24 protein-coding genes and 1 pseudogene are annotated in these 23299 nt (G+C 51.0%); 13 read left to right on the top strand and 12 right to left on the bottom strand.

All coding sequences use genetic code 11. The features are described 5' to 3' along the window. Positions 1–227 precede the first annotated feature (227 nt). Positions 228–959: a sulfite exporter TauE/SafE family protein gene (locus FBY13_RS22720; RefSeq protein ID WP_145395229.1), complete on the bottom strand. Its 732-nt coding sequence runs from the start codon at positions 957–959 to the stop codon at positions 228–230. 132 nt (positions 960–1091) lie between these two features. Between FBY13_RS22720 and FBY13_RS22715 the strand changes: the two genes are divergently transcribed. Both FBY13_RS22715 and FBY13_RS22710 read left to right on the top strand, forming a co-directional pair. Then, the gene (locus FBY13_RS22715) at positions 1092–1952 is read left to right on the top strand and encodes a LysR substrate-binding domain-containing protein (RefSeq protein WP_255474531.1); all 861 of its coding nucleotides are present in this window, start codon (positions 1092–1094) and stop codon (positions 1950–1952) included. Between the two features lie 39 nt (positions 1953–1991). After that, entirely contained in the window at positions 1992–2201 is a 210-nt protein-coding gene (locus FBY13_RS22710; protein WP_145395227.1) for a DUF6434 domain-containing protein, read from the top strand. 129 nt (positions 2202–2330) lie between these two features. Here FBY13_RS22710 and FBY13_RS22705 read toward each other — a convergent pair whose 3' ends face one another. From FBY13_RS22705 to FBY13_RS22690, 4 genes are all read right to left on the bottom strand, one after another. Further along, complete coding sequence (locus tag FBY13_RS22705; protein ID WP_096012433.1) at positions 2331–3362, bottom strand: methionine synthase; 1032 nt, start codon at positions 3360–3362, stop codon at positions 2331–2333. A gap of 25 nt (positions 3363–3387) precedes the next feature. After that, on the bottom strand, positions 3388–4371 hold the full coding sequence (locus tag FBY13_RS22700; RefSeq protein ID WP_063879237.1) for a DUF1852 domain-containing protein: 984 nt from the start codon (positions 4369–4371) through the stop codon (positions 3388–3390). A gap of 401 nt (positions 4372–4772) precedes the next feature. Beyond that, complete coding sequence (gene yajD, locus FBY13_RS22695) at positions 4773–5120, bottom strand: HNH nuclease YajD (protein WP_145395226.1); 348 nt, start codon at positions 5118–5120, stop codon at positions 4773–4775. Between the two features lie 203 nt (positions 5121–5323). Beyond that, the gene (locus FBY13_RS22690; protein WP_255474530.1) at positions 5324–5614 is read right to left on the bottom strand and encodes an AraC family transcriptional regulator; all 291 of its coding nucleotides are present in this window, start codon (positions 5612–5614) and stop codon (positions 5324–5326) included. A gap of 39 nt (positions 5615–5653) precedes the next feature. Between FBY13_RS22690 and FBY13_RS23525 the strand changes: the two genes are divergently transcribed. Both FBY13_RS23525 and FBY13_RS22680 read left to right on the top strand, forming a co-directional pair. Beyond that, positions 5654–6049, top strand: a complete 396-nt coding sequence (locus tag FBY13_RS23525) for a hypothetical protein (RefSeq protein WP_186440849.1) — start codon at positions 5654–5656, stop codon at positions 6047–6049. Positions 6050–6508: 459 nt separating this feature from the next. Continuing rightward, positions 6509–6757 (top strand): DUF2543 family protein, encoded by a 249-nt coding sequence (locus FBY13_RS22680; RefSeq protein WP_145395224.1) that lies wholly within the window; start codon positions 6509–6511, stop codon positions 6755–6757. A gap of 69 nt (positions 6758–6826) precedes the next feature. Here the strand turns inward: FBY13_RS22680 and FBY13_RS23520 are convergent, their stop codons facing one another. Further along, the gene (locus FBY13_RS23520) at positions 6827–6994 is read right to left on the bottom strand and encodes a hypothetical protein (RefSeq protein ID WP_186440848.1); all 168 of its coding nucleotides are present in this window, start codon (positions 6992–6994) and stop codon (positions 6827–6829) included. Between the two features lie 70 nt (positions 6995–7064). Further along, a complete protein-coding gene (locus FBY13_RS22675; RefSeq protein WP_145395223.1) occupies positions 7065–8645 on the bottom strand; it encodes an APC family permease in 1581 nt (526 codons plus the stop codon). 1239 nt (positions 8646–9884) lie between these two features. Between FBY13_RS22675 and FBY13_RS22670 the strand changes: the two genes are divergently transcribed. The 7 genes from FBY13_RS22670 to FBY13_RS22640 all read left to right on the top strand — a co-directional run bounded on the left by FBY13_RS22670 (position 9885) and on the right by FBY13_RS22640 (position 16103). Next, positions 9885–10742 (top strand): MurR/RpiR family transcriptional regulator, encoded by an 858-nt coding sequence (locus tag FBY13_RS22670; RefSeq protein WP_063879229.1) that lies wholly within the window; start codon positions 9885–9887, stop codon positions 10740–10742. A gap of 129 nt (positions 10743–10871) precedes the next feature. Then, positions 10872–12200 carry an aspartate aminotransferase family protein gene (locus tag FBY13_RS22665; protein ID WP_145395222.1) on the top strand — a complete coding sequence of 443 codons (1329 nt, stop codon included), beginning with the start codon at positions 10872–10874 and terminating at the stop codon, positions 12198–12200. Continuing rightward, entirely contained in the window at positions 12200–12751 is a 552-nt protein-coding gene (locus FBY13_RS22660; protein WP_063879227.1) for a carboxymuconolactone decarboxylase family protein, read from the top strand. Before FBY13_RS22665 ends, FBY13_RS22660 begins: the two co-directional genes overlap by 1 nt. Before the next feature lie 126 nt (positions 12752–12877). Then, positions 12878–13630, top strand: a complete 753-nt coding sequence (gene glnH / locus FBY13_RS22655; protein ID WP_145395221.1) for a glutamine ABC transporter substrate-binding protein GlnH — start codon at positions 12878–12880, stop codon at positions 13628–13630. Between the two features lie 50 nt (positions 13631–13680). Then, entirely contained in the window at positions 13681–14337 is a 657-nt protein-coding gene (gene glnP / locus FBY13_RS22650) for a glutamine ABC transporter permease GlnP (RefSeq protein WP_145395220.1), read from the top strand. Between the two features lie 2 nt (positions 14338–14339). Next, positions 14340–15062 carry a glutamine ABC transporter ATP-binding protein GlnQ gene (gene glnQ / locus FBY13_RS22645; protein ID WP_063881156.1) on the top strand — a complete coding sequence of 241 codons (723 nt, stop codon included), beginning with the start codon at positions 14340–14342 and terminating at the stop codon, positions 15060–15062. A gap of 21 nt (positions 15063–15083) precedes the next feature. Further along, positions 15084–16103, top strand: a complete 1020-nt coding sequence (locus tag FBY13_RS22640) for a C45 family peptidase (RefSeq protein ID WP_145395219.1) — start codon at positions 15084–15086, stop codon at positions 16101–16103. 458 nt (positions 16104–16561) lie between these two features. Here FBY13_RS22640 and FBY13_RS22635 read toward each other — a convergent pair whose 3' ends face one another. Genes FBY13_RS22635 through FBY13_RS22625 form a run of 3 tightly spaced genes read right to left on the bottom strand, consistent with a single transcriptional unit; the run spans position 16562 to position 18826 of the window. Beyond that, positions 16562–17665, bottom strand: a complete 1104-nt coding sequence (locus FBY13_RS22635; RefSeq protein ID WP_063879223.1) for a M20 peptidase aminoacylase family protein — start codon at positions 17663–17665, stop codon at positions 16562–16564. A gap of 17 nt (positions 17666–17682) precedes the next feature. Beyond that, positions 17683–18150, bottom strand: coding sequence for a YjiG family protein (locus FBY13_RS22630; RefSeq protein ID WP_109716155.1), 468 nt, complete (start codon positions 18148–18150; stop codon positions 17683–17685). Then, positions 18143–18826 carry a nucleoside recognition domain-containing protein gene (locus FBY13_RS22625; RefSeq protein ID WP_145395218.1) on the bottom strand — a complete coding sequence of 228 codons (684 nt, stop codon included), beginning with the start codon at positions 18824–18826 and terminating at the stop codon, positions 18143–18145. The genes FBY13_RS22630 and FBY13_RS22625 overlap by 8 nt, the downstream gene beginning before the upstream one ends. A gap of 375 nt (positions 18827–19201) precedes the next feature. On the opposite strand from FBY13_RS22625, the gene FBY13_RS22620 reads away from it, so the two are divergent. Then, positions 19202–20098 (top strand): LysR family transcriptional regulator, encoded by an 897-nt coding sequence (locus FBY13_RS22620; protein ID WP_096012423.1) that lies wholly within the window; start codon positions 19202–19204, stop codon positions 20096–20098. Between the two features lie 349 nt (positions 20099–20447). On the opposite strand, the pseudogene FBY13_RS22615 reads toward FBY13_RS22620, so the two are convergent. Further along, positions 20448–20700: pseudogene (locus FBY13_RS22615) on the bottom strand (transposase); the annotation flags it as partial. A 171-nt stretch (positions 20701–20871) separates the two neighbouring features. Here FBY13_RS22615 and FBY13_RS22610 point away from each other — a divergent pair. Next, positions 20872–21885: a LysR family transcriptional regulator gene (locus FBY13_RS22610; RefSeq protein ID WP_145395217.1), complete on the top strand. Its 1014-nt coding sequence runs from the start codon at positions 20872–20874 to the stop codon at positions 21883–21885. Between the two features lie 19 nt (positions 21886–21904). Here the strand turns inward: FBY13_RS22610 and FBY13_RS22605 are convergent, their stop codons facing one another. Continuing rightward, complete coding sequence (locus FBY13_RS22605; protein ID WP_145395216.1) at positions 21905–23257, bottom strand: MFS transporter; 1353 nt, start codon at positions 23255–23257, stop codon at positions 21905–21907. Between the last annotated feature and the right edge of the window lie 42 nt (positions 23258–23299).

The raw sequence follows: 23299 nt of genomic DNA, 5'->3' as shown, positions 1-23299 counted from the left end.
TCTGCTCTGGCGTGTAGTTAATCCGAGTTCTTCGTTTCATGGCAACGTCCCCCTTGATTAAGGATAGCGTTGCATCGACCCATTGAACTCACAGCCATAAGCGGACGTTACCAACATGGCTTACCCTTCACCGTTATGGCGCAACCACCTGATAAAATCCTGGCGGCGAGAAACGCCAATCTGATTGGCTGTAGTGAAAGCATCAGCCTTGTCCATCTGCAGCAGAATTATTTTACCTGCCAGGCGCTGTATAAAAACCCTGCCCCGGCAATCAACAGCATAACGTCTATCAGGAATGAAAAATGTGTCACCGTGAATCTTCGTACCAAAGCTTTACTGCTGAGGGTTCCGAGCATAATGCCGCCACCGACGAAGCGTCCCATAAGGGCAATGTGCAATGAAAGCGCCCCCTGCAACGAAAAGGTACTGACTTTACTGATGTACAGAAGAAGTGCACTCGCTGCTTCGGTGCCAATAAACGCCCCACCACTCAACCCATATGCCGTAAAAATCGGTACGCTCACCGGGCCTGTTGATAGCACCAGACCGGTCAGGAAACCGACTGTTCCACCACAAAACCCCAACTGCTTTATCGATAATCTCCATCGGTTATTTTTCACATGCCTTCGCATCAGGATCATAACCCAGAAAAAAATGCCTAAAGCACCGTCTATCGTCCATGTGGGCAAAGCGAGCAGGACATGAGCACCCAACGAGGCTGCTGGCACGCCCGGCAGTGCATAAGCCAACATTGCGCGCCAATCTATTTCTTTCCACCAGGCAACAATACGAGAGAGGTTGCCAAGAATAGCGGCGATGGCCATTATCGGTATGGCTAATTTAGGCCCGAAGGCGCTGACCATGACAGGCAGTAAAAGCAAAGAAGAGCCTGTACCGACTATCCCACTCACCACTCCGGCGAGCATCGCAATTAAGGCTACACACAGATAGATTGCCATGACTTTCCTGATTTTTGACTTCGAAACATGCATCCTACTGTGTGTGTTTAGATCATAATATCGATTAATACTGTCCGTTGATGAGACTAAAAGTCACAGATAAAAAAACGAAACCTACCGCCGTTAAATGCTTTGAGGCTGTTCGAGACGGCAGCACACGCAAGCAGTCTGAGTGCCGCCGCGGAGGAATTAGGGATCACCCACGGTGCCGTCAGCCGCCAAATCAAATTGCTTGAAGAGTGGTTAGGGCAACCCTTATTTGAACGGCAAGGGCAACGCAGTGTTGCGGCCGAACATGCCCGTGCATTTGCAGCCGAAATCAGTGCCGCTTTCGACATTATCAGTGATGCTTCAATTCGCTTCGGAAAAACACAAAATACACGCGTCATAAGAGTAAACGCCCAAACAACTCTGGCGATGCACTGGCTGATACCTCGCTTACCGGAATTCCATCGCCGAAATCCTGACGTGGAAGTCTCGGTGTCCATATCCAACAGCGCGGAGATAAAAGGCCTGTCTGGCTTTGATGTTTTGATTCGACGAGATCCACTGGATAAGTCAGAATGGCGTTATTTTGACAAGCGACCTTTGTTCGAAGAACAACTCACTTTACTTGCTGCCCCGACGCTTTTGTCCAGGCAGCCTTTAGCGGAACCTGAAGACCTTTCCAAACATGTGTTCGTCACATCCAATACGCGAGTGGGCGAATGGGAAAGATGGATGAAAGCAGCCAGAATCGACGCGTTGCGCCCACAGCGATTTCAGCGCTTTGAACACAATTATATTAGTCTTCAGGCAGTCATTGATGGTGTTGGCGTCGGTATCGGTGGATTGCCCACACTTGGGCATGTCGTAAAAGAGAAAAGGCTTCTGGCTCCCTTTCCGGTTGGCGTTAAAGGAAGCAAATACGTGGCGCTAATCGCTCCCGATGTTGACAAGTCATCAGCACTAAATCTGTTTCTGGAATGGCTTGAACAGGAAGCATCAAAGTAACGCATTACTCTTTCACCCCGTTTTACATGAGGCAAGCGAATGAGCATTGACTGGCACAGCGCGGAACTGACTCGCATGACGATCGTTGATAAAAACTATAAGAACACGCAAAACGTGCGTCGTTTTATGGTTGCGCAATGCGGGGAGACATTCCGGTTTGATCGGGAGTTTATGGCGTGGATACGCAATGACATTGCCAAAAATCTGGGAGATGTTGTGGATGAGTGGAAGCGCAGGAAAGGCCACTAGCCTGGACTTTACGCCTTTACGCAGCCTGCCGCTGAGGAGGCACAACCTCGCCCGGTGAGTAAAAAAAAAGACCCGATCACCGATCAGGTCTCCTTTGATGTGCTTTTACCTAACCGACGACTGGCGCGATTATTTAGACAGCAGTTCTTTGCGGACGATTTCAGCACCGGCACTTAAGGCACTCAGCTTGCCCCGGGCAACCTGGCGGGATAAAGGCGTCATGCCGCAGTTGGTCGACGGATAAAGTTTATCGGCATCCACAAACTGAAGGGCTTTACGCAGCGTATCAGCCACTTCTTCTGGCGTTTCGATAGCATTGGTTGCCACATCAATGGCCCCGACCATCACCTTTTTACCGCGAATGAGTTCGATAAGATCCATTGGAACGCGAGAGTTTTGGCATTCCAGCGAAATGATATCGATGTTCGACTTCTGCAGTTTAGGGAACACTTCTTCATATTGACGCCACTCGGTTCCCAGCGTCTTTTTCCAGTCGGTGTTGGCTTTGATGCCGTAGCCGTAGCAAATGTGCACAGCGGTTTCGCACTTAAGACCTTCAACCGCTCTTTCCAGCGCGGCAATGCCCCAGTCATTCACCTCATCGAAAAACACGTTAAATGCCGGCTCATCGAACTGGATAATATCGACACCCGCCGCCTCAAGTTCTTTGGCTTCCTGGTTGAGAATTTTGGCAAATTCCCAGGCCAGTTTTTCGCGGCTCTTGTAATGGCTGTCATACAGCGTGTCGATCATGGTCATGGGGCCAGGCAGCGCCCATTTGATCTGCTTATTGGTTAGCTGACGTAAAAATTTGGCGTCTTCAACAAATACCGGCTTCTGGCGCGCCACCTCACCGACAACGGTTGGAACGCTGGCATCATAGCGATTACGGATTTTAACGATCTCGCGTTTTTCAAAATCCACACCGCTGAGGTGTTCAATAAACGTGGTCACAAAGTGTTGGCGCGTTTGCTCGCCATCACTGACGATATCGATACCTGCGCGATCCTGATCGTCAAGAATCAAACGCAGCGCGTCTTTTTTGCCATCGATGAGTTCTTCATTTTCCAGTTTCCAGGGCGACCACAGCGTCTCAGGTTGCGCAAGCCATGACGGTTTAGGCAGGCTTCCCGCCGTCGAAGTCGGTAACAAAATTTTCATAACAGATAACCTTATACTGAGTTAATCAAAGAACGTAATTAGCAGACCATTGCTCAAGAACATGTTTGTAGGGTTTGATGAAGTTCTTCTCAGTAAACTTCCCTTGTTCAATAGCCAGATGGCTACGTTCTTCTCGGTCGTAAACAATTTGCGTTAATGAAAAATCCCGATGGCTCAGGCTCGGTTGATATTCGATACCTGCCGGAGAATTTGCATTATAAATCTCAGGACGATAAATTTTCTGGAACGTTTCCATCGTGCTGATGGTACTGATGAGTTCAAGATTGCTGTAATCACGCAGCAAATCACCCGTAAAATAAAACGCTAAAGGTGCAACGCTGTTTTCAGGCATAAAGTAACGTGCATGCAGGCCCATCTTGCTGAAATATTTATCGGTCAGTGAATATTCGTCCTGCTGGTATTCAATACCCAGTACCGGATGACGGTTGCCGGTGCGCACATAAGTGTTTTTGCTTGAAACGCTCAGGCAAATAACCGGTGTTTTGCTAAAATTCGCTTTGTACGCTTCTGATTTTATGAAGGATTTAAAGATATTGCCATGCAGCTCACCAAAGTTATCCGGGATGTTAAACACGGGATTATTTTTGTTATGCTCTGACAGCAATACGCTGAAGTCGTAATCGCGCACATAAGAGGAGAAGTTATTTCCGACAATACCTTCAATGCGCTCATCGGTTTTTTTATCGACAATATTGGTTTTTAATATTTCGATTACCGGGAAGGCATCACGATTATTTTCGACATTGATATTCATTTCGACAGAAATTATCTCAAGCTCGACAGAATAACGGTCCCCTTTTGGGTTGTCCCAATGCGCCAGGGAATTGAAACGATTATCAATCATCACCAGGGCGTTGTGCAGGTTATCCTGACGGTTCTTACCACGGGCCAGGTTAGCAAAGTTGGTGGTGATGCGCGTATTTTCTGATGGATTGTAATTCTCATCAAAAACACTGCTCTTAATCGTAAATGTGAAGTTGTTATTCATCGTGTTTTAGATCCTGAATTCTGATGTGAAAACTGCATTGTTCGCCAGAACGGCCTGCTTTTGTCTTGTGGCTTGCGTGTTCGGCAGTCTTCAACGCGTCGGTAATCAATAAGCATATTTTATGCCAGAGTCATGGCATGAGTGAAAGCGACTTAATTTCACATCAACATGAGCCTTCTTCATGTCGTCCTGCCGTTGCTGTACGCGCCGCTTCCCCAACAGAGCGACCGGGGTAAAGCGGGGAACAATGCCCTGCATGAAAAAGAGGCAATAAAAGCTCGCCATCTGCCCTGTTTGCACGGCAGGCGGCCTGTCACCTGCCCCGCTCACGGCGTGGGACAGGTTTCACTTTTCTCTGATAACGACGGGCCGAAATCTGCCAAAAGAGGATGTACCCAGCGTTATTTCTTTTTGCTAAGCATCGACTTTAAATCAGCAAAAGGATTGTAGGTGGCTGCACCCACATCGTCCTGCGCATCCTCGCCCGCCACAACGGAGGTGCCGTACTGATCGGCTTCCGTATATTTCGAGTGTTCGTGGTCGTGGCAGTACAGGCACAGTAACTCCCAGTTACTGCCGTCTTCCGGATTATTGGTGTGGTCGTGATCGATGTGGTGAACCGTTAATTCACGCAGGTTCGAATACACAAACTCCCGCGAGCAACGCCCACAGACCCACGGATAGATTTTTAACGCTTTCTCACGGTAGCCACTTTCCAGACGCGTATAGTTTTTGGGGATCAAAGCCATGACCGACGTTACCTGTATGATGAGATATTTTCACTTGTGATAAAGCAGGCTGACCTGCCTGCCGGACTACTTTAACGGGATCTGGGGCCGTCTGGCGATGTAAGTCTGCCAGAACGGGTAAAATATCTTTCTGAAGAAAGAAACGGCCTTCTGTCTGGCCCGTCATATCCGCTTTGCCGCTTCACCGGCAAAAAGCACCCACGTTAATCTTTTTCATCTTCCGCAGGCGGCATAACCTCGGTCGAATCAGCCGTTCGCACGGCCTGGGGTGTTTTTCCTGTCCAGGCGTGAAACGCTCTGGCAAAGGAGTTGGCGTCTTCAAAACCGAGCAGGAACGAAATTTCCGCACCCGACATAGCGGTACTGCGCAGATAATGTATCGCGAGAGATTGCCTTACCTTGTCGAGGATCTGCTGAAACGAGGTGCCTTCATTCTGCAGTTTGCGCTGCAGCGTCCGGGAGCTGACTGCCAGCTTGCGACAGACCGTCCGCATTGAGGTTTCACCAGCAGGCAGACTCTCCAGCAAGATGCAATGTACCCTTTCAGCCATATTCGCCGTTTTATCAAGGTCCGCCAGCCGCTGGCGCAGCGACGGCTCAAAAAATTGCCCGCCGCACGTCCGCAATATGTAGTGATTACGCAGACCTTTTCGTGCAGCAAGTATTCAGCGACAGGATGCGATCCTTTCCCCTTCAGTGCGCCTACAGACAGGCTTTTTCTGACGTTCCCTTTTGAAGGCCAGGTCATGCAACTGATGGAAATGAAGGCCAGGATATATCAGTCAATTCTCCCTGCAAGGGCTGAGGTGCGACGAGATGAATATGACCTGCTCACCCTGACAGAATATCAAGACCCTGCGCTGGACGAGCCTGTCTTCTCTGGCTTTTACCATATCCCTGTCAGTCTGGGTGAAACGTCGAGCCGATAATTACCCCCGAAAGCCTGACAAGACTGTCATCTGTAAAAGCGCGTGTGCGGGTCATGCAGTAGCGGTTATCGCTGTCGGGGTGAGCTGGACTTTGGGGTTTTGTTTAACTCGGCCTCAACAGAGTGAAACCCTCCCAACAGAAAAAGGGGGCTGTTTATGGTAAATGTCTTTATCGGGCAACTTCACCTGAAATCTGACGGAGCAAAAAATGAGGTTGTGCAATCGGTCCGAACGACAGTCTGTTCTCAGCGGTAAATAACCTGTTCAGAACGTACGCTTATCAACCGACAGGCAGCCGTTCCCGCTCACTCTCAATATCAGCGCAACCACTCTGAAAGGCTTGCTGCCTGACTTTTCCCGTTAGCATCCGATGACTGGCAGAAAAATCGCTATATGAATGATATGATTACCCCATTCGATTCAGTCAAAAAATACAGGTCGTCACCCTGAGGGCAAGATATGAACAATGAAGTCTCACTGAAATATTATGACATTGCCGATGAGTATTCGTCGGAAACGGAAACGCCGGTAAGCGAATCGGAACGTGACGCGCTGGCGCACTATTTCCAGTTGCTGATTGGCCGTTTAATGAATAATGAAGAAATCAGCGAAGACGCGCACAAAGAGATGGCCGTTGAAGCGGGCATTAATGAACAGCGCATTGATGAGATAGCGACCTTCCTGAATCAGTGGGGCAACGAGGACTAATTTCGATACATGATGCGCGCTAAGCCGTGCATCATTTTTGCCTATCCACGGCCTGTCCAGTCTGCTTCGTTACGCCAGCTCATCCCCAATATCGTCACTCGTGGAATCCCCCATCGCTAACCGGGTTGATGCGCAGGTATTTTGATCATAGCGATAATGCGCCCTCTGCATGTACATCACGTTATTCGCCTTCTTTCTGCCAAACAGGACTGCGCCATGCCCGGCAAGTGCCGACACGCGCCAATGCGGTTTCCTGGCGCGCGGGAAAGCACCTGTGCCAGGGCACAGGTGCAGGCAATAAACGTTATTATGCGTGTTTGCCAAAGGAGGTGGACTCATCGTCCTCATCAGTAATATTAGGTTTCGACAGGCTGGCTTTAACGCCCCAAAAGTAGCAGACCAGAGACGCGACAATGATGAGGATCATATCTAAGGGTGCACCAATCACCCCGCTTCCGCCGTAGGTACCGAGCATAGAAATCACCATTACCGCGATGTAATAAGCCAGCAGCCACCATGCGCACCGTAAATCCTGACTGAACTGGCTGTTCTTTTTACCAAAAATCGCATAAGCGACCCAGGCAACAATCAGAATCGGAATGAGGATCTCATTCACGGACCAGCCGCTCCAGTAAATCAAAAGCGTACTGGCTACAAACGCCAGCGGACTGAGAAACGCCGCGACAGGCAGACGGAACGGACGCTGCATATCGGGCAGGTGATTACGGAACGCGCCAAGGGTTATCGGGCCGGGCATGTAGGTAAAGACCGTTGCCGAGGTTACTGCGCCAATTAATCCGCCCCAGACCTGAAACTCAGAGGGCAGTGTCCAGGCGATGGCCAGCACCAGCGATAGCCACAACGCGCCACGAGGTACGCCAGATTTTTCATCCACTTCACCAAACACTTTTAACAGATGACCGTTACGCGCCCAGGCAAACAGCACGCGTGCGGCTCCTGCCAGATAGATGTTGCCGGTTCCGGCAGGCGAAATCACCGCATCGATGAGAATCAGGTTAATCAGCCAGGTCAGCCCCAGGCTGCGCGCCAGGTCGGCATAGGGAGACTGGAATACCTCCTTCAGCCCTGCCCAGCCATGTTGTGACAGCAAATTGGCCGGTACTGCCCCCATAAAGGCATATTGCAGGGCCAGGTAAATCACGAAGCTGACAGCAATGGCAATACCAATTGCCAGAGGCACGTTGCGCTGTGGATCTTTGGCTTCACTGGCAAAATCCACGGCCTGACGAAAGCCGAGGTAGGCAAAAACAATCCCTGCCCCCGTCAGCGAGCTGAAAACACCATGTGCACCGCCAGGTGGTGACGGTGGCACATCAAGGTTCGGCGCATGAAAGTAAAGCAGGAGCGTGATGATAGTCAGCAACGGCACGATAAATTTGAAGGTGGTGACAATGGTGTTCACGCGACCAAAGAAGCTGACGCTCCAGTAGTTAAGCAGGAAAAACACCACCAGCAGCCCAATCTGTACAACAAACCCCAACCCCGTAGGGCTGCCGTCCGTGTGCCCCAGCGCGGGCCACCAATAGATTGCATACTGACGCACGGCCTCCACTTCGACCCCGGCAGTGCTGGTATAAGCCAGCAGAGAACTGACACCAATCACGAAGCCGACGATGTTGCCGTGGGAATAATTGGGATAGCGAACAAACCCCCCTGCGCGCGGCAGTGCCGAGGACAGCTCGGCGTAAACCAGGCCAATCATCAGCACGATCACGGCACCCAGCACCCATGCCCAGCCGGTATGGCTGCCCGCATAACCAGAGCTGTTAAGCGCGGCATATAACCAGCCCGAACCGATCATTGAGCCGATGCCAAGTAATGACAGATCGACCAACCCTAATTTCTTTTTGAGACCTGTAGATGCCATGATATGCCCTTATCTGATTATTAGATGTTGTACGTGGGAATAAAGCATATTGTGTGCCAGCAATATTTTACTGTCGTAACTGTTTATGTAAGAAACATTCTGGATCACAGAACCTGACAGATAAGGGTTTCAGGAAGGCGTTTAAACAGAAATAAAAATATCCGTCGACATTTATAGCGATATTAAGCATGAGATCAGGGTGCAATGCGCACTGCAATGATCCAGAAAATACAACGCGACGCTATTTGAAACATTTCGTCACCAGTGCAAAAGTTGTGACATATATTTGGGCCAAGCCGCTGTCAAAACCGTAGCAAAAAAACGCGGTAATACTGTCATCCTCTGAACAGATACCGGCATTTCGAGGGTCTGCCTCGTCAAAGATCCGATAGATGACATTATGCAAAAAAACGCGCGTGGCTTTCACCCTCCACTATCGCTGCTCACAGGCTGCACTCTCAGGCGCTACAGGTGATGGCGGACACGTTCAGGGTTAAATGAGAACAGCGGCCAGGGCGGATATGGCCGCCGCTGTCCATATTACACCTGATACTATTTTCAGGCTTATTAACGCGTTAATTTCTGAAAATCATTAAAGCCACGGAGAGGGTTATGGATATCAATCCGTCATTTTCAGGAAAAGAATCATGAGAATATCGATTTCTTTGGCACCCATGCTGTCGATTGAGGTGCCTGTTTCTGAGGGTTATGAAAGCCATCAAACCTTTTATCATCGTGCGCCTTAAAAGGTGCAGATATAAACTTTCCTTTGAGCATTGTGTTTAACTGCTCAATTACCTCACAGATGCAGTCAGGGTGTTTACGACTTTCAATCATACCAATGCGAATATGTTGATTAGCCGATTATTCGCCCCATTTCGCCCTTTTCAAATAACGCGTCATGTTCAGCAAGCAGTCGCATTACAGGCGATACAGAAACGCGAGAGCCGTTTCATCCAGATAGCCTGTCGGCGATGATGTCAGCGTTAATAACCTGTTTTCCCTGACCCCGTGATGACCAGCTTAAAAACGTAGCAAGGGCAGAACGGTAACAGCCCGCCCCTGAACACCCTGGCGTGATCAAATACCCCGCAAGAACGCTAATAAAACCTGTACTGCGCTGAGCTTAGGCCGCCGTCAGTTATCAGGCGAAGGCATTACGGGGGATTTTCCCGTGTATAGAGTCTCGTTAACAAATGTGTTTAGATACCAGAACCTTAAAGCCTGTGAAACGTGACTATGAATCCAAGGGAAACCATTCTCAGCGAGTTCAATGCGTTGTCTGCTGAACTGCAGCGTGCTGCGGAATACTCACTGCAGAATACCAATCAACTGGTTGTGCAATCGATGCGCACCTTTGCCCTGCAGGCCGGGGTCAAACCTGCCACCCTGCTACGTCTGGCAAAGCGACTGGGTTACAGCGGCTGGGGTGAACTTAAAGATGCTTTCATCGATGATATTGGGCTACGCAATGATACATATGTATCCAAAGCGGAAAAGCTCGTCGCGTCGGGTCCGCAGTCTCAGCTCTACAGCGAGATGTTTCAGGCTCACCAGGCCAATCTGGAATTCACGTATAACCAAAATCGTCCGATGATGGAGCAGTCCGTGTCCTTACTGGATGCGGCTGAGAATGTCTACGTTTGCGGTTTCCGCGCCAGTTTCCCCATTGCCTGGTCGCTGTTCTACGTCTACCGGCTGTTTCATCGCAAGGTGACATTGATTGATGGTCTGGCGAGTAATATCGAAGTCTTTACCCGGGAATTCACCTCTCGGGATTGTGTGTTGCTCATCAGCTTTGCCCCCTACTCGCGTGAATCGCTGGCGGTATTGCGTGCCGCACAACAGGCGGGCGCGAAGATCGTGGCGATTACCGATTCTCTGGTTTCGCCCCTGGCCCAGGCCGCCGACTGTAAAATGTTGTTTTCCATCGACAGCCCGTCCTTTTTCCCTTCCGTTGTTTCTGGCATGGGGCTGGCAGAGTGCTTACTTGCCATGCTGGTCGCGCGCCACGGCCGTGATGCGGTGAATAAAATTGAAAATGCTGAACGCTATTTAATTGAATCGGGTGCCTATGTGGTACAGGGTAAAACCTGACAGAAAGAGACAAATGGATCGGTCATAAGAAAACAGAATACATTTGAATCATAATTTCATTGACCTGATTCAAATGAATCCTGCAAGATGCGCAGAGTCTATACAGCGTATTCAGGAGCAGGGTCCAGCATGAGCCACATCATCCACCGTAGTTTGCGTAGCACGCCCGCCGTGGCAGCGCGCGCACAAGGCGCGTACCTCTATGATACAAGCGGTAAACAGTATCTGGACGCCTGCGGCGGTGCTGCCGTTTCCTGTTTAGGACACGCACATCCCGATGTCCTGGCCGCGATGCATCGCCAGATCGATCAGTTGGCTTACGCGCATACCAGTTTTTTCACCAGCGACACGGTGGAACACCTTGCCGATCACCTGACGCGAAACGCGCCGGGCGATCTTAATTATGCCTATTTTGTCTCTGGCGGTTCAGAAGCCGTGGAGACAGCCCTCAAGCTGGCCCGTCAGTACGTTGTTGAAATCGGTCAGGCTTCACGCACGAAATTTATTGCCCGCAAGCAAAGCTATCATGGCAACACGCTGGGGGCGCTGGCCGTGGGCGGTAATGAATGGCGTCGCCGTCAGTTTGCGCCGCTGCTTATCGACGTTATCCGTGTCTCCGCCTGTAATGAGTATCGCGATCGCCTTGCGGATGAAACCCAACAACACTATACCGATCGCCTGCTCACCGAACTGGAGCAGGCCATCATGGAAGCAGGGCCGGAAACCATAATTGGCTTTTGTGCGGAAACGGTGGTCGGCGCAACAACCGGCGCGACGCCGCCAACGCCGGGCTATCTGAAAGGCGTGCGCCGCCTGTGCGACAAATACGGCATTCTCTATATCGCTGATGAAGTGATGTGTGGCATGGGGCGTACCGGCACGCTGTATGCCTTTGAACAGGATGACGTGGTGCCCGATTTAGTCACCATCGCCAAAGGACTGGGCGGCGGTTATCAACCCATTGGCGCCGTGCTGGCGAGTGAGAAAATTGTGTCAGCGATCAAGGCCGGTAGCGGGCTGTTCCAGCACGGTCATACGTATATCTGTCACGCCACCGCCGCGTCGGCAGCGCTGGCGGTTCAGCAGGTGATTGAGCGGGATAATTTGCTGGACGCGGTGAAACAGCAAGGTGCTTATCTGCACAACGCACTGCGTGAGGTGCTGGGCGAGTTACCGCATGTCGGCGATACACGCGGCCGCGGTCTGTTTGCCGGTGTTGAGCTGGTCTCCGATAAAGCAGGTAAAACACCTTTTGATCCGGGCCTGAAACTCCATGCGGCCATCAAAGCAAACTGTATGGCACGCGGATTAATGGTCTATCCCATGGGCGGCACGGTGGACGGCCAGTATGGCGACCATATTCTACTCGCCCCGCCGTTTATCGTGACGACCAGCCAGCTTGATTTTGTGGTGGATACGCTGAATACCGTCATTCGTGAAGAGACAGCCAGATTATGATGAACCGTTTACCCCCGCTGAAAGCGGATGAGTGGGACGATGAGCAACGCGTACTGGCTGAAGAGATCATTAACGGTCCGCGCGGCGCACTGCTTCCCCCTTTTGAGCCGCTGTTACGCAGCCCGGAGCTGATGGCGCACGCACAACGCATGGGTGAATATCTCCGCTATCGCAGTGCGCTGGGACAGCGCTTATCTGAGCTGGCGATTTTGATGACGGCACGGCACTGGTCGCAGCCCGTGGAATGGGCGATTCATGCGCCGATAGCCCGTGAAAAAGGGATTTCAGCGGCAGCCGTGCAGGCCATCAATGAAAAACGTCAGCCCACGGATTTACAGCCGGACGAGTGGGTCATTTACGATTTCTGCCAGCAGTTACATCAGCAGCAAAACGTCAGTGAGACCACCTGGCAGCAGGCCATCGGTTTATGGGGCGAAAAAGGGGTGGTCGATCTGATTGGCATTAACGGTTATTACAGTTTTCTTTCCATGGTCATGAACGGCGCGCAGACGCCGGTGCCCGATTCACGGGATCACATTATTCCTGCGTAAGCTTTGGATTAAATCAGGGCACGTCCTGACCTGCCCTGAATAATTAAATTTTTCCTTTTTTATATCCCGATGCACGCCATCGGGTGTCATTCACTGCACGCTATTTCACTGACGCTGAGGGTTATTATGTCTGGATTATTTAATAAGTTAAAAGTTGCATTCGCGCTGATGGCCTGTTCCGCCACCTTTGCTGTGACGGCGCAGGATAAATTAGTAGTCGGGGTTGATACGGCATTTGTGCCTTTTGAATTTAAACAAGGCGATAAATACGTTGGCTTCGATATTGATTTATGGAATGCCATCGCAAAAAAAATGAATGTCAGCTATGAATTACGTCCGATGGACTTTGGCGGATTAATTCCCGGCCTGCAATCCCGCAATCTGGATGTTGCCATGGCGGGCATTACCATTACTGAACCCCGTAAGCAGGTCGTGGATTTTAGTGATGGCTACTACAATGCCGATTTATTGATCGCAGTAAAAAGCAACAACACGTCAATCACCAAATTCAGCGATTTGGTGGGCAAAAAAGTCGGACTGAAGCAAGGCACTGCCGCCGCCAGCTTTATGAAAGGCAAATATAAGGCAGACTATGTTGAATTCCCCAACATCGATAATGCCTACCTTGATTTACAGGCCGGTAACCTGGATGCTGTCGTGCACGACTCCCCGAATGTCCTCTACTACGTTAAAACCGCAGGCGATGGCAAGATTAAAGCCGTTGGCGAGAATGACAGCATTCTGCCCCAGCAGTACGGCTTTGCCATGCAGAAAAACAGCAGCCTGACACCCAAAATCAATGCGGCCCTTAAGGCACTGCGTGCTGACGGTACCTACAACAAAATCTATGTGAAATGGTTTGCTAAACAACCGAAATAATCCCGCCAGGCCGGTGTACGCCGGCCTCGTTTCGTTCCATGGGTTGAATTATGAACTTTGAAAGTAAATATATTTGGGAATCGCTGCCGGTTCTTTTGCAGGGATTACAGCTGACGCTGATTATTTCACTGTCGGGGTTGTTGGGTGGTTTTATTATTGGATTACTGGCAGGCACCTGCCGTGCCTTGGGTGGCCGAATAGCAAAAACACTTTCGCTGATTTTTGTCGAAGTTATTCGCGGTACCCCGATCATGGTGCAGGTGATGTTTATTTATTTCGCGCTGCCCATGGTGTTGCCTATTCGTATTGATCCGGTCACGGCAGCCATCGTGACGATTGTGATCAACTCGGGCGCTTATATTGCTGAAATCACCCGCGGTGCCATTCTCTCTATTAATAAAGGCTTCAAGGAAGCAAGTCTGGCCATGGGCTTATCGCAACGGAGTACGCTGTGGCATGTCATCATGCCTTTGGCGCTGCGCCGTATGATCCCTGCGCTAGGTAATCAATGGATCATCAGCATTAAAGACACGTCGCTGTTTATTGTGATTGGCGTGGCCGAGTTAACGCGTCAGGGCCAGGAGATTATTGCCGGTAATTTCCGTGCGCTTGAAGTGTGGACCGCCGTGGCGATAATTTATCTGGCCGTCACGTTGTGCCTGAGTTTTCTGCTTAAGCAACTGGAGAAAAGGATGCATATTCTATGAGCATCGTTGAATTTAACGCGGTATCCAAAAACTTTGGCACGACACAGGTTCTGCACGATATCAATTTAAAGATTGAAACCGGTGAAGTGGTGGTCATTATTGGCCCCTCAGGTTCCGGAAAATCCACGCTTCTGCGCTGTATTAATAAGCTTGAGGAGATCTCCACCGGGACGTTGCTGGTCGCCGGAAAACACATTACCGATCCCCATGCCGATGCGTGCGAAATTCGCCGCGAAGCCGGGATGGTGTTTCAGCAGTTTCATCTGTTCCCGCATCTGACGGCGCTGGAAAATGTGATGTTCGGACCGATTCGCGTACGTAAGCAGAGCAAAGCCGCAGCACGTGAACAGGCGATGGCGTTGCTGGATCGTGTCGGGTTGCGCGAACGCGCCGATCACTATCCTTCTGAACTCTCAGGTGGTCAGCAGCAGCGCGTGGCGATTGCCCGGGCGCTGGCCGTGAAGCCGAAAATGATGCTGTTTGACGAACCCACCTCAGCACTGGACCCTGAACTGCGCCATGAAGTGTTGAAAGTCATGCGCTCTCTGGCCGAAGAAGGGATGACCATGGTCATTGTCACGCATGAGATTGGCTTTGCCCGTGATGTGGCCTCACGTTTGATCTTTATTGATGGTGGCACCATTGCCGAAGATGGCTCACCTGATATGCTGCTCAACGCCAGTAGCAACCCGCGTCTTAAAGAATTTTTGCAGCATGTCTCCTGAACAGAAGTGAATAAAAACGCGATGAAAGCACTCACAGTCAATGGTTCCGCTTTTGCAATCGGTCAGCAGCTCGGTGAATTTGGCCGTGAAGCCTGGCACAGCAAACTCACCTTAACGGCGCTATGGCAAACCGTCACGGCGATGAAAGACGCTGAACAGACACAGGCTATGCGCCAGCTGGTTCAGCATCAGTACCCACTTATCTGGCAGGAGCTGGAAGGCCTTGCAGAGGGTTTACAGGCACCGGTTGATGAGGTCTTTGCGTGGAACTGCCGGGGCGATTTGGTGCGCTCGACCTCCGATGGCTGCACCACGGTGGCGGGAACCAATGCGAAGGGGGAACGGATTATTGCCCACAACGAAGACGGTTTTCCGCAGCTACGGGATGACTGTGCGATAGTCACCGTCATCCCGGAACAGGGCCTGAGATTCACCAGTTTTGCCTATCCGGGTTCGATTTGCGGCCACACCTTTGCCGTGAATGAGAAAGGGATTGTCAACACGGTCAATAACATTCGCGCGGTGCATCGCCCGAAGGGCCTTCCCCGGCAGATACTGGCGCGTGCGGCGCTGAATGCGGCAAGCCTGGATGAGGCAATCACTATCCTGACGGCGGCACCGCGTGCGGGTGCGTTTCACCATACCTTAGGGCAACGGGGCGACAGCCGCCTGTTTAGCGTGGAAGCGACCGGTTCCGGCTGTTCTGTCACACCATTGAGCGATGTCTTCGCCCATGCCAATCATCTAATTCATGCAAAATTCGCTACCACTGAACAGGTGATTACTGAGAGCTCCGGCTCACGCCAGCAGCGTTTAAACGAATGGCTGGAGACACAGGCACACCTTGATGGCCCGGCGGCAAAAGCCATCCTCTCGGATCAACATGACGCTGTCCTGCCCATTTATCGTCTGTCACCCGATGATCCGGATGAAGAGAACACGCTTGCGACGGCCGTGTTTATTCTGGATAACGAGAAAACGACCTTGCAGGTTTTTACGCTGGATCGGCACCATGCGGCGCGACAGTACTGCATTGAATGACAGGCTGCGCCCCGGCTGGCAGCAGCGCGAGGTAATGCGAGGTCTGACGGCAGGCAAGGTGTGGCACTGGTGACTGAGCGTTTTTAGCAACGTCGATGGATCAATATTGCCGCTGTATTCTCGCCATCAGCAGGCTGAACATCAAGGTGAGTAGAAGCCTGATGGAGTGAAACTGATGGCGGCGACAGATAGCGTTAACGCCAGAGATAGTCGGAGCCACCGCGCCGTCCCTGTTCGGCGCGGTGGTTCGTCCCCTCCTCTCCGCACACCGCCAGAGCCGGTCAGAAAGGCGCATTGACGATCGCGCCACAGTCAGCGGCCTTCCCGACCAAAAAGGGCCACAACCACGGTTTTTGCCAGGGCCGCACGCCGTGGGACAGCATCGTCAGGTCTGTCTCTTCTCCGACACCGATGTCCGACGAGCGCGAGGCGCCTGTCGCGCTGAAAACCCACTATTATCAGCCAAGCACATCCTGCACGCAGGCTTTAAACACTTTCACCCCAAGCGCGAGCGCGTCGCGGTCAAAATGCATCTCCGGATGATGCAGGCCAGGCGTCAGGTTAGCGCCCAGCCCCCAGAAGCCGCCTTTGATCTGCGGACGAAGACGCAAATAGTGGAAGAAATCTTCACTGCCCGGCGTTGATTTCGGCGCTGTGAGGCCGGTTTCGCCAAACACACGGCGAATACCTCGTGCGATCACCTCGGTTGCCTCGTCATGGATAATGGCGGCGGGCATTTCTTTCAGAACGCGGATGTCCGCACGCGCGCCATACGCGGCGGCGCTGCTCTCAATTGCGCGCAGCACCTGCGGTTTGAGGACATCCATCGCTTCGTTTTCTGCCGCACGCAGATCCCAGCACACCTGCGCTTTATCCGGAATCGAATTGGTGACGCCCGCATCGCAGAGAAAACGCGTCGCTTTCGCGCTCCATGTCAGCGACGGTGCAAGATGAATGCCGTTCACCGCCTGCACCGCATGGGCAGCGGCATCCAGCGCATTGACGCCTAAGTGCGGGCGCGCAGCATGGGCCGCTTTGCCATGGAACATCACTTCAACGGTGGCGGACGCCGAGTAGTACATCGCCGGCACGGCCTGCCCCATCGGGCACTCCTCCAGCGGACGCAGGTGGAAGCCGAGCAACATATCGACATCATCCAACACGCCGCCTTCGGTAAGGGCAATTGCCCCGGTGCCCAACTCTTCGGCTGGCTGGAAGATAAACTTCAGCTTGCCGTTTTTCACCAGCCCCTCCGCCATCACCTCCTGGGCGGTAGTCAATACGACCGTGGAATGGCCGTCGTGCCCGCAGGTGTGGCGCGCCACATGTTGGCCGTCAATGATATGCCCCAGCGCATCCATATCGGCGCGCAGCGCCAGCGTCGGACCAGGTTTACCGCTGTCCAGTACGGCAACAATACCGGTGGTGTTATTCACCTTGCGCGTAACCTGGTAGCCCGCCGCCGCCAGCACGTCCGCGATATAGGCGGATGTTTTGTACTCTTCGAACCCCAGTTCCGGGATTTGGTGCAGGTAATTAAAGTGCTCAAGTGTACGTGACACGTCTTACTCCTTAGTGCTCAGGCAATAACGCGCATAATCAGCATGGCGATTACGGCATTGAGAATGCTGACCGCCATCAATAACGGCCAGTACTTCTTCGGCACATCGGCCACGCCCAGCAGGCGCCCCATGTACTGGAGTTGCGATCCCATCAAAAAGATGGCGGGCGCGAGAATGGTGATCTGCCCCACATCAAGTTGGCCTTTGCTCAGCAGGCTGACGGCCACACCGGTTCCGGCAGAGGAAGAGAGCCAGGCGGTTAACAGCACGGTGATCGCTTCGCCCGGCAGGCCGAAAAGCCCCATCAGCGGTGCGCAAACGTGCCCAATAATCTGCATCACGCCCAGTAAATTGAGCATTTCGGCGATCACATAGGCCATTAATACATTCGGCATCAAATTATTAATGGCGATATGAAAACCCTTGCGCGCGCCAGTCACGAAAATATCAAACGGATTACTGGAGACTTTTGCTTGATTACTCATTGTCGAAATCTCGCTTATAAACAGTATTTAATGCCAGGCGAACCACGGCTGCGCCAACAAATTTAAGGACGAACATTAAAACCAGCGGAATAATGATCGGGATGGTTAAGGAAGCGAACATTGCCGATCCGATAGAAAAATAGTTATTAATCAACCCGGCACCGGAATACTGCCATGACCCCATAATCACCACATCTTTGCGGGTGATCTTTTCGCTGTCATAGAGTTCTTTCGTTAATGCCGCACCGGCATCGGTACTTTGCAGATCGGTAATTAATGCCAGACCGGTGTAACCTGGAATGCCGAGCAGCGGTTTTAACAGCGGTGTGAGTAATTTATGCGCCGCACGGATCGCACCGTAATGGGTGAATATTTCCAGCAGGCCGAGCGCCAGCATTACCGTTGGCACCAGCGAGAGCGCAAAAAGAAAACCGGCTTTAGCGCTCAGGCCGCCGCTGCCGATAAAGGTGTTGGTTTCCGGCGTCTTCATCGTGCCGAACGCGCCGCCAAGCGTGGTGAAATCGAACGCGCCCAACCAGGCCAGGCCATCCACTTTAAAAAAGAAACCGGAGAAGACCAGCAGCACAATGACCAGTGAAATCCACGCGCCAGGCCCCACTTTCCACTCCTCTGCTGCCTCTTTTTCTGGCTGCTTCAGTGTTTTTGATTCGCTCATATCATCTCTCTTTACATGTATAATGGAAAAGTCCTGATACTAAGCAGGATCCATGCCTGAATAGCCCAGCCGTAAAATAAACGCCTTTCGCCAGGCTGATTTTTGCAATAAAACCCCTTCCCGAAAAATAACGAGAAATTCAAGCGCATTAGCGGGAAAATTATTTCATTGTGCGTGTGTAAAAGCGCAATGAAATACGTTCTCCCCTTTTCTGGGCGCACTTTTGGTGCAGTGAGACTGATTTCCTTTTTCTTTTTTACTGACGCACCAAATTTGGCGGTTAATTTGATTATCACTATTTAAACGGCTTGATAAATAGCCATCAAGTGATGTTATTGTTGCTCTCAGGTCAACAGTAATGAGGGAATGCGGCAGATGTTCCAGGATAAACAGGTGGGTTACCTGTATGAAGTGGGTAACCAAGGCGGCATTCGCCGCGCGGCAGATATCCTTGGCGTTAACGCGTCGGTGGTCAGCCGCCAGATCGCCCAACTTGAACGTGCGCTACAGCTTCCCTTGCTGGAACGGCGCGGGCGTAATGTGGTATTGACCGAAGCGGGACGGCTGCTGGCGGAGGACTATTTTGCCAGCCGCCAGCGGCGCGAAAAGCTGGAGAGCCAGCTTAAAGATCTGCGCCATATGCGCGGCGGAACGCTTTCGGTGCGCATTGGCGGCGGACTGATCACCGCGTTTATCGAAGGGGTCATGCGCGAGTTTGCCCAGTCTTACCCGATGGTGTTTGTCGATATTGTGGTCGGCAGCATGCAGGAGATGATGAACGATATTGTCAGCGGCGAAGCCGATATGGCGCTCGCCTTTGGCCCGATTGGCACACCGGAACTGAAGCGCCACAGTTTCCAGTGGGGGCCGATTTGCGCCGTGGTCGCGCCACAGCATCCTGTCGCCGGTCACGCCAGCATCACTATTGAAGAGTTGAACGCTCATCCGCTTATCGCTCTGACGGAGAACTTTGGCTTGCAGCGCCACATGAACGCCATGTTCAAAAGCCAGGGTTTGCAATTTCACCCGGCCTACCGATGCAACCTGTTCTCCACTGCCATGAACCTCAGCCAGGCGGGGCTAGGTGTCTCATTTATGACTGCCTATGCCGCCGCCGACCCCATTCGTCAGGGGACTCTTGTCGCCGTCCCGCTCGACCACCCGATCGCCAGTAGCGCGCAGTGTCACCTGTTACGGAACTCAGACAGGCGCTTTACCCCAGCCGCCCATCATATGTGGCGACTTCTGCATAATGCGTTTCGTGACAGATAAAAATAGCGACTCCCGTAAGCGTTGAGCGGCGTGATTTTTTTGAAATGTCGTCATGCGGGATGGGTGGATCCTGAACCTGGCCTGTAACAGAGATGCGCTCACAAGGCACGGCATCGCCAGTGGTGTGAGCGTCGGGCCTGACAAAGACCGGGTGGCGGGCAACTTTCTGCTGAAGGTGGAGCAAAATGCATGAGTGTATAATTTCAGCCTGTTGATGAATCGAGGCTTCGGCATCAGCATGACGGGCTTACATCAGTCAGAAGATGAAATTATCGGCATCACAACCTGACCTGCCCCCAGGATTAAATACAACTATCAGTTAGTCATGCCGGTTGGTATTTCTTCATATTTCCCGCTTCGGACCGGTCGTCAGTACGTTCGGCCCGGTGCCGTCTGAAGCGCCGCCTTATCTAGCATGGCTTCAGCAAACGGCTTCTTGAGTCGGGCATTCTCCTGTTTAAGCAACGTAAGCGCTTCACTTCAGGGAGGCGCATGCCGCCAAACTTTTTGCGCGAGGTGTAAAACGTGGCGTGTGAAATAGCGTACTTACGGCTGAATGCAGGGGCCGAAACCCCGGCTTCGGCTTCGCGAAAAATTCGGATGAGTTATTCGTCGGAAAAACGTTTTTTCATTCAGATGCCCTCACGTTGCTGATGAAGACATGACTAACATTACGGTGGATTAATCAACGGCCATCAGGTCAATCATCTTATATAAGTTATTATTTGCTGCACCACAGTGACATAACTCGCCGTGTCTCAGCGGAATATATCATGTTACCTATAACCTCTCATCGCCATTTCAATCTAAATAATTCTCATCGCGATAAAAAGAAAAATAACGTAGAATATTCATACCTGCTTTGTTTGAAAGTTAAGGCTATCGATAAGATGAATATCAAGCAACTCAAATATTTTTGCGCGGTGGTAGAGTCAGGCGGTATAAGTCTGGCAGCTAAAGCATTCTCACTTGCTCCTGCGGCAATCAGCCTGCAAATAACCGCACTGGAAAAAGAGCTAAAAGGTGAACTGTTTAACCGAAACTCACGACCTATGACATTAACTCGTTTAGGTGAGTTTTTATTTAAACAATCTCATGAGGTTATTTTTAATTTTGAAAAACTGGAAAAAGACGCCAGCTTTTTTTCCCATACGCAATCGACCGAACTGAATTTGGGGTTTGTTCGTTCTGTGATGTTTAATCTGCTCCCGGAGACCATTAAGTTATTTACAGAAAATTACGGACATATCAACATTACACTCAAAGAGGTGTTATCGGAATATCAACCAGAATTAATTTCCGAAGGCATTATTGATATTGGTTTTATTCGTGAGATGGAACTTTACAAAAGTACACCTGAACATGGCGTGGTTCGCGAACTGATTTTTATTGACCCTCTGGTTGCGGCAATCCCTCTGAATCATTATCTCAGCCGCAAAAAATTTATCACATTGCGTGATTTCTGTAACTCACCCTTCATTATCTTTCCGAGTGATCCGAAAAGCAGCTATTCCGTTCATATCCTAAATAAGTTCAACGAACATGGTGTGAAGCCTGCAGTCTCTCATCGTGTATTAGAAATTCATACTGCACTGGCACTGGTTGGAGCCGGGTTGGGGGTTACGCTGGTTGGTAAATCAACTATTCCTAATAACCGCCGTGACATTCTCTTTCTACCCATCGAGGATTTCAAATGCCTTAGCTATATTTATGCAATCTATAACGCTAAAAGAAGCAATCTGAATATCTGCAATTTTATTGAGACAATGAAAAAGGTTGTCGAATGACAACCCTTTAGCGGGCCTGTTAACACGTCCTTGAGGAGGCTTTCGCGTTTAACGGCTTCTCAGTTAAAGGTTCAGTGATAGTGAAAAGTACCAGCAGACAGAGGAATGATCCTAAGGCCATAAAGCCAAACACATGTCCCCAGGTGTAATGGTCGAGCAGGTAGCCCGCGATCAAAGGGAAAAGCGCCCCGCCAAGCTGACCACCGGTATTGATCAATGCTCCAGCAACCGGGAAGACTTCTTTTGTCGTCAGCGCCATCGGATATACCATGTACGCCGAGAAGCCGAGGTTAAAAAGAATTCCGGTCAGCAACAGTAACAGACCTAAAAGAAGTGGATTACCAGGCGCATTAATCAGGATCACCATCATAATGACTGTGGCGATAGCCGACAGCATCATCAGCGGTTTACGGCGCTTGTCGAGGATGCGGTCAGAGCACCATCCACCAATAATGTTTCCGATGACCGCACCAATCCACGGAGTCGACGCCAGCATGCCCATTGCCGCAATCGAAAAGCCTTTTTCATTCATGAGATAGGTAGGTATCCATGCCAGAAGCACATTAACTATGCCCATCATAAAGAAGTAACCCAGCATACTGCCGAGGATATTCCATGACCGGAAAATACCTTTTGATGAATCAATTAGCGTGACGTTGTGCGCGCGGATAATTTTATCCAGCCCGGCAAAATTGCGAGTTGGGGCGGAGATGATCTGAGTTTCAGTCTGAACGACTGCTGGCGTTTTTTCTTCAATGAGCGCGATTTCTGATTCTGAACAAAAGCGGCTTTCCTGTGGTGTATCAGGCACGAGCAAATACCAGATGACACTGAGGAAAATACCCGGGATTGCAAAGAAATAGAAAACATAATGCCAGCTGTAGTAGTAGAGGATCAGGGCGCATACGGGAGGAACGACCACCGGGCCAAATTTCGCTGCTGACAGGAAAATGGCGGTGACCATGCCCTTTTCACATGACGGGAACCAGCGGTTAATGGTAGAGGTGATCCCAATCGGGAGGGGGCCTTCTGCCAAACCCAATACAAAGCGGGAAACCTTGAGTGCCAGGATTGATGAGGCGAAGCCCACCAATCCGGTGGCGACAGAGGTTAACACCATCGACAGCGAGAATATCTTGCGCACGCCAAATCTTGCGTACAGAAAACCACTGGGTATTTGCGCTATAGCATAGGCCAGCAGAAACAGGCTGGCCAGTGCACCGGCTTCTGTATTGGACATATGGAAATCAGCCCGGATAAAAGGTAAGACAACCCCAATATTGGCTCTGTCTGCGGCGGCTATGGTATAAACTAAAAAAATTAAGGATGTTATTACCCAGCGAAATCTATTGCTTTTTTTAATGTTAGTCATATTTATATACTCATGAATAAAACGTGGTGATTTTATCTTGGT

This window comes from Pantoea sp. SJZ147 (assembly GCF_007828605.1).
Taxonomy (GTDB): domain Bacteria; phylum Pseudomonadota; class Gammaproteobacteria; order Enterobacterales; family Enterobacteriaceae; genus Pantoea; species Pantoea allii.
The sequence above is the reverse complement of the archived record's forward strand: the minus strand, read 5'-3'. Positions and strand labels throughout refer to the sequence as shown.

Bases quoted from the DNA above. Each gene is read 5' to 3' on its own strand.
- FBY13_RS22720 (WP_145395229.1), bottom strand. From the start codon at position 959: ATGGCAATCTATCTGTGTGTAGCCTTAATTGCGATGCTCGCCGGAGTG.
- FBY13_RS22710 (WP_145395227.1), top strand. From the start codon at position 1,992: ATGAGCATTGACTGGCACAGCGCGGAACTGACTCGCATGACGATCGTT.
- FBY13_RS22705 (WP_096012433.1), bottom strand. From the start codon at position 3,362: ATGAAAATTTTGTTACCGACTTCGACGGCGGGAAGCCTGCCTAAACCG.
- FBY13_RS22700 (WP_063879237.1), bottom strand. From the start codon at position 4,371: ATGAATAACAACTTCACATTTACGATTAAGAGCAGTGTTTTTGATGAG.
- yajD (WP_145395226.1), bottom strand. From the start codon at position 5,120: ATGGCTTTGATCCCCAAAAACTATACGCGTCTGGAAAGTGGCTACCGT.
- FBY13_RS22690 (WP_255474530.1), bottom strand. From the start codon at position 5,614: ATGCGGACGGTCTGTCGCAAGCTGGCAGTCAGCTCCCGGACGCTGCAG.
- FBY13_RS23525 (WP_186440849.1), top strand. From the start codon at position 5,654: ATGTACCCTTTCAGCCATATTCGCCGTTTTATCAAGGTCCGCCAGCCG.
- FBY13_RS22680 (WP_145395224.1), top strand. From the start codon at position 6,509: ATGAACAATGAAGTCTCACTGAAATATTATGACATTGCCGATGAGTAT.
- FBY13_RS22675 (WP_145395223.1), bottom strand. From the start codon at position 8,645: ATGGCATCTACAGGTCTCAAAAAGAAATTAGGGTTGGTCGATCTGTCA.
- FBY13_RS22670 (WP_063879229.1), top strand. From the start codon at position 9,885: ATGAATCCAAGGGAAACCATTCTCAGCGAGTTCAATGCGTTGTCTGCT.
- FBY13_RS22665 (WP_145395222.1), top strand. From the start codon at position 10,872: ATGAGCCACATCATCCACCGTAGTTTGCGTAGCACGCCCGCCGTGGCA.
- FBY13_RS22660 (WP_063879227.1), top strand. From the start codon at position 12,200: ATGAACCGTTTACCCCCGCTGAAAGCGGATGAGTGGGACGATGAGCAA.
- glnH (WP_145395221.1), top strand. From the start codon at position 12,878: ATGTCTGGATTATTTAATAAGTTAAAAGTTGCATTCGCGCTGATGGCC.
- glnP (WP_145395220.1), top strand. From the start codon at position 13,681: ATGAACTTTGAAAGTAAATATATTTGGGAATCGCTGCCGGTTCTTTTG.
- FBY13_RS22640 (WP_145395219.1), top strand. From the start codon at position 15,084: ATGAAAGCACTCACAGTCAATGGTTCCGCTTTTGCAATCGGTCAGCAG.
- FBY13_RS22630 (WP_109716155.1), bottom strand. From the start codon at position 18,150: ATGAGTAATCAAGCAAAAGTCTCCAGTAATCCGTTTGATATTTTCGTG.
- FBY13_RS22625 (WP_145395218.1), bottom strand. From the start codon at position 18,826: ATGAGCGAATCAAAAACACTGAAGCAGCCAGAAAAAGAGGCAGCAGAG.
- FBY13_RS22620 (WP_096012423.1), top strand. From the start codon at position 19,202: ATGTTCCAGGATAAACAGGTGGGTTACCTGTATGAAGTGGGTAACCAA.
- FBY13_RS22610 (WP_145395217.1), top strand. From the start codon at position 20,872: ATGTTACCTATAACCTCTCATCGCCATTTCAATCTAAATAATTCTCAT.
- FBY13_RS22605 (WP_145395216.1), bottom strand. From the start codon at position 23,257: ATGACTAACATTAAAAAAAGCAATAGATTTCGCTGGGTAATAACATCC.